This is a genomic window from Microbispora sp. NPDC049633 (genome assembly GCF_040675265.1).
Taxonomy (GTDB): domain Bacteria; phylum Actinomycetota; class Actinomycetes; order Streptosporangiales; family Streptosporangiaceae; genus Microbispora; species Microbispora maris.
Map to the genome: position 1 here is coordinate 1 of NZ_JBFAOO010000324.1, position 5,345 is coordinate 5,345.

The 5,345-nt window shown below is 72.9% G+C and carries 4 protein-coding genes; 2 read left to right on the forward strand and 2 right to left on the reverse strand.

Features of this window, described 5'->3' with window-relative positions; all coding sequences use genetic code 11:
• Window positions 1-647 (reverse strand): histidine kinase dimerization/phosphoacceptor domain-containing protein (locus tag AB0J39_RS38010; RefSeq protein ID WP_363473836.1); only part of this gene is annotated, 647 nt, incomplete at its 3' end.
• A 310-nt stretch (window positions 648-957) separates the two neighbouring features.
• On the opposite strand from AB0J39_RS38010, the gene AB0J39_RS38015 reads away from it, so the two are divergent.
• A complete protein-coding gene (locus tag AB0J39_RS38015; RefSeq protein ID WP_363473837.1) occupies window positions 958-1,479 on the forward strand; it encodes a hypothetical protein in 522 nt (173 codons plus the stop codon).
• 10 nt (window positions 1,480-1,489) lie between these two features.
• On the opposite strand, the gene AB0J39_RS38020 is transcribed toward AB0J39_RS38015, so the two are convergent.
• Window positions 1,490-3,703, reverse strand: a complete 2,214-nt coding sequence (locus tag AB0J39_RS38020; RefSeq protein WP_363473839.1) for a thiamine pyrophosphate-dependent enzyme — start codon at window positions 3,701-3,703, stop codon at window positions 1,490-1,492.
• Window positions 3,704-3,908: 205 nt separating this feature from the next.
• Between AB0J39_RS38020 and AB0J39_RS38025 the strand changes: the two genes are divergently transcribed.
• Window positions 3,909-5,234 carry a hypothetical protein gene (locus tag AB0J39_RS38025; protein WP_363473841.1) on the forward strand — a complete coding sequence of 442 codons (1,326 nt, stop codon included), beginning with the start codon at window positions 3,909-3,911 and terminating at the stop codon, window positions 5,232-5,234.
• Window positions 5,235-5,345 lie beyond the last annotated feature (111 nt).

Below are 5,345 nucleotides of genomic sequence, written 5' to 3' on the forward strand. Positions count from 1 at the left end.
GGGTCGCCGGGGAGGGCCTCGGCCGCCACGGCGGCCTGGAGCGAGATGACCGTGGTGGTGTGGCCGAGGGCGTCGTGGAGCTCGCGCGCGATCCGCAGCCGCTCCTCCTGCGTCCTGCGCGCCGCCTCCCGCTCCCGCTCGGCCGCGGCGGCCTCCTCCCTGCGGCGCATCTCGGCCCGCAGCAGGCGGCGGCTGCGCCGACCGTCGCCGAGCGCGATCACCGCGGCCATGAGCGCGACGGCCGACGTCGTCTCCAGGCCGAACAGGAAGGCGGGGTCGTCTCCCTCCAGCAGGCGGAAGAGGGTGGAGACCCCTGCCACCACCACCGCCGTCCCGGCCGCCCAGCGCACCCGTCCCGCCTCGGCCGCGACGTACAGCGCGGCGGCCAGCGGAAGGGCCAGCCCGATGGGCGGGAGCCCCGCGGCGTAGTACCCGAACAGCCCGGCCGCGCTGACCAGGAGCACGAGCAGGGGGAACCGCCGCCGGACCGTCAGCAGCGCGCCGAACCCCAGCGCGGCCAGATAGGCGCCTGCCGGGGGCGCCGACGTGCCGCCCACGTTGGCGCCGATCGCGACGGCGATCACCGCCGTTACGACGGCCCCCGCGACGACGTCGAGCACGGCCGGGGGCACTCGCGTTCTCCACACCGGGACAGTGTAGAAAGCGCCTCCCGGCCACCGCCTTCGTCCGGAGGCGACATCCGCAGGGTCACGCGTACGCCGGGAAGCGACACCACGCGACGATCCGCCGCGGCAGACCGGGGCCTTCCGCCCGGCCTAACGTGCCGGGTGCGCCGTCTCCTCGTGCGGCACGCCACCCCGGTTTCCGTGTTCCAAGACGACCTCCCGTGCGCCGGAAGGAGGACATCCCGGACCCCGGAGGACGGGACGCCTCCTGCCGCGGGGCGAGGCGGCGGCGCAGTCCGTTCCATCCGTACCCTCACGTGAGGAGACTCGTATGATTCGCAGGCGGCAGGTCACGACCGCGGTCCTGACCGTCCTCGTCTGGGCCTCGATGATCTCGCTGGGAGGCATCCTCGGCGAGACCGTGATGCTCTATCCGAACATCTTCCGCGATCCGCCCGCCTCGCTCGTCCTGGCGCGCGAGTTCATCGTCGCGGGCGGACCGTCCGACTTCTTCCCGCCGCTCGGGCTGACCGTCATCACCGGCGCCGTGGCGGCGACCCTGCTCACCTGGCGGATCCCCACGGTCCGCTGGTGGGTCGCGGCCGCCGCCGTGGTGTTCGTCTGCGCGGAGTTCCTGTTCTCCGCCGCCTTCTTCTGGCCGCGCAACACGATCATGTTCGTGGATCCGGCCGGCACCCACCCGGCCGGCTATCTCCGCGAGGTCGCCGCCGAGTTCGAGGCCGGCCACTGGGTGCGGGTCGCCGGCGGGGTGGTGACCGCGGCCCTGACGTTCACCGGGCTCCTCCGCTGGCACCGCCTGGTCGTGTCCGCACCGCCCGCCGGCGGGCGCTGATCCAGGAGGGTCAGGAGAGAATCTTCCGGGCGGCGCGTTCGATGTCGGATTCCGACAGCAGGACGGTGTCGGCGGCCGGGCCGAGCGGCACGAAGCTGTCCTGTGAGGTCACACGGCTGATCGGGCCGCGGAAGCCGTTGTCGACGAGCGCCGTGATCACGCTCTCGGAGACGCCGCCGCTGCGGCGGGTCTCGTCGGCGACCAGGACGCGGCCGGTCAGTTCGGCCGCGCGCATGAGGTCGTCGACCGGCAGCGGCGACAGCCACCGCAGGTCGAGCACCCGGCAGCTCATGTCCTCGGCCGTGAGCTTCACCGCCGCCCGCAGGCTCATGCGCAGGCCGTTGCCGTAGGTCACGATGGTCAGGTCGCGGCCGTCGCCGTAGGAGCGCGCGCGACCGACCGGAACGTGGGTCTCGGCCCAGCGCGCCGGCGGCGCGTACGGCGCGAGCCAGCCGCCGTCGCCCTCATCGAAGAGGTCACGGGTGTGGTAGAGCGCGATGGGTTCGAGGAACACGCAGACGCTGCCGTCCGCGCGGGCGGCGGCCAGGCAGGTGCGCAGCATCGCGGCGGCGTCGTCGGGCCGGGCGGGAGACGCCACGATTACACCGGGGATATCGCGCAATGCGGCTATTGAGTTGTCGTTGTGGAAATGTCCACCAAAGCCCTTTTGGTACGCATATGAGGCGACTCGTACGACCAGCGGGTTGCGATACGCGCCCTGCGAGAAGAACTGCATGGTCGACGCCTCGCCGCGAATCTGATCGAGGGCGTTGTGCACGTAGGCGAGGTACTGGATCTCCGGCACCGGCAGCAGCCCCGACACCCCGCTCCCGAGCGCCAGGCCGAGGATCGCCTGCTCGTCCAGGAGCATGTCGAAGACCCGCTCCGCCCCGAACCTGCGCAGCAGCCCGCGGGTCACGCCGTACACCCCGCCCTTGCGGGCCACGTCCTCGCCGAACACGAGGACCCCGGGGTCCAGCGCCATCGCGTCGGCCAGCGTGCGGTTGACCGCCTGGGCGACGGTCAGCCCGCCCTCCTGCTCCGGCAGGGTGGCGAAGGCGCGCTCGCGCGCCTCGGCGGGCGCGGACCGGACGGCCTCGGCGGCCACCACGTCGGGACGGCGCGGCGCGAGCGGGGCCGTCACCTCCTCGGCCGTGGCGAGCCGGGGCCGGCGCGCGCACTCCAGCGCGAGCTTCAGCACGTGGTCGCGCTCGGCCTCGTAGCGCGCCAGCAGTTCGTCGGGCTCGGCCAGGCCCGCCTCCACCAGCAGCCGCGCCGTACGGACGAGGGGGTCGCGATCCAGGTCGGCGGCGATCTCCCGGCGGGTGCGGTAGCCGATCTCCACGTCGGAACCGGCATGGCCCATCAGGCGCACCGTCCGCAGGTGCAGGAACGCCGGGGCACGGTTGGCACGCACGTGCTCGACGGCGCGCAGCGCCGCGTCGTAGACGTCGGCCAGGTCGCAGCCGTCCGCCTGGAAATACTCCAGCAGGGGGTGCCTGGCCCGCTCGATCCACTCCGGCGGCGTCTTCACGCTGATGCCGAGGCCGTTGTCCTCGCACACGAAAAGGACCGGGATCTGCAGCCCGCGGTGGCGGCCGTACGCGGCGGTGTTCAGCCCGGTCAGCGCGGTGGCGTGGTTCATCGACGCGTCGCCGAAGCCGCACACGGCGATGGCGTCCCCGGGCCAGGGGGAGGGCAGGCCCAGCGCGCGCGCCCGCTCGATGGCGAAGCCGACGCCGACGGCGCGCGGCAGGTGACTGGCGATCGTGGAGGTCTGCGGGATGACGGCGAGGCCGGGGTGGCCGAACACCTTGTGCCGGCCGCCCGCGATCGGCTCCTCGGCCGACGCCGTGATGCCCAGCAGGACGTCGCGCAGCCCCTCCTCCGCCAGCCGGCCGGCCTGGGCGGAACGGGCCAGGTAGAAGGCGCCGGACCGGTAGTGCAGCAGCGCGGGGTCGTCCACGCGGAGCGCCGCGGCGACGGCGGCGTTCCCCTCGTGCCCAGACGACCCGATCGTGTAGAAGCCCTCGTCGCGCTCACGCATGTGACGGGCGGCGACGTCGAGGAGCCGGCTGCCGAGCTGGACGGCGAACAGTTCACGGCACCGCGTGCCCGTCAGGCCCGTGCCCGGCCGTACCGGCAGGTCCGGATCCCGGGCGGGTCCGGGGGTCAGCGCCCCGACGGCCTCGGCGAAATGCGTCTCCACAACGTCCCGCACCACACGGCCGATTATGTCGCACGATGCACGCTCCGTCCCGCACAGCGACAACTTGGTGCGCCAGCGGTTATGGATCTTCCCGTTTGACACAAATCGATGACGATAGGTCAGTGAGCTCAACCGTCGCCGGTATTCGCCCGTCTACTCGTTATGAATGACGTGGCACCCTCAGGCCGCGTTCAACCACCGGGAAGGATGGTTCACCGGAATGTTGAAACGCATTCAAGCCGCGATCGCGGCAGTGGTCCTGGGAGCGGCCCTCGTCGCGCTCCCGGCCACCGCCGGCGCGGCGACGGCAGCGGGTCCGAGCGACCTGACCGTCTCCCCCACTCCCGTGGTCGTCGCCGGCGGTTCGGGCACGACGGCGACCTTCACCTACAAGGCGTCGCAGAAGGGCGCGGCGAGGCTCGTCGACCGCGACGGCCGCGCCGTCCCGCTGGACCCCGCGCCCGCGGGCCCCGGCGTCTACGCGGCGAGGTACGGCTTCACCTTCAAGGACGAGCCGGGCGTCTGGAAGCTCCAGGTGCGGGCCGACGACGGCACCGCGAGCAAGGAGTTCCAGGTCCACTGGACCACCGACCTCGACTTCGACGCCTCCCCTGACGTCGTCGAGCGGGGCGGCCGGATCAGGCTGACCGGCGCGCTGACGTACCTGGACGGCGCCGGCCGGCAGGCGTACGACGGGCAGAGGGTGGACATCGCCTTCAAGCCGGTCGGCGGCTCCTACAGCCGGGTCGGCTCGGTGACGACCGACCGGAACGGCCGGTTCTCCGTCGACGAGAGGGCCGACAGCACCGGCTGGTGGCGGGCCGAGTTCGCCGGCGCCACCGACGCCGAGCCCGCGACGAGCGACAGCGACCGCGTCGACGTCAGGGTCGCGGCCAGTCGTACCCGCATCACCGGATTCGACGCCTCCCCCGAGCCCGTCGACGCCGGTGACACGCTGCGCCTGCGCGGCCGCTTGGAGATCTCCGGCTTCGCCGGGTGGAGCGGCTACCCCGGGCGGAGCGTGAAGATCCTGTTCAAGCCGGCCGGCGGCTACCGCTGGCAGTACGTCACCTCCGACCGGACCGACTCCCACGGCCGCTTCGCGGCGGACGTCAGGGCAAGGACCTCCGGCTGGTGGCGGGCCGAGTTCGAGGCGACCGCCGGAGCGGCGTACTCGGCGAGCGCGACCGACTACGTTACGGTCCGCGCGCCCCGGCCGGTGCCTCCGCCCAGGGCCGGCACCCGGGTGATCCTGTTCAACGCCGCCCCGGAGCCGGTGAAGTACCACAGGTACCTCACCTTCCGCGGCAAGCTGCAGGTCTGGGACCACGGCTGGGAGGGCTACGGCCACCAGAAGGTGACCGTCTGGTTCAAGAAGGCCGGCGGCTCCTGGCACTACGTCAAGACGCTGTGGACGAACGGCTCCGGCAAGCTCTGGGGCAAGACCACGGCGTCGGCGTCCGGCTACTGGAAGGTCGTCTTCGCCGGCAACGGCGAGGCCGGCCCGTCCTCCAGCCGGAGCGACTGGGTGCGCGTGAAGCGCTAAGGGATCTGTGAGCCGGCCCGGGGCGTGCGCACGCCCCCGGCCGGTTCAAGGCGCGGCCCGCACTCCCCCCGGCGGCCGGACCCCCCCCACCACCGGGACGAGCCTTCGCCA

What these genes read in the sequence shown, in the direction of transcription:
- AB0J39_RS38015 (WP_363473837.1), top strand. Translation starts at nt 958, where the DNA reads ATGATTCGCAGGCGGCAGGTCACGACCGCGGTCCTGACCGTCCTCGTC.
- AB0J39_RS38025 (WP_363473841.1), top strand. Translation starts at nt 3,909, where the DNA reads ATGTTGAAACGCATTCAAGCCGCGATCGCGGCAGTGGTCCTGGGAGCG.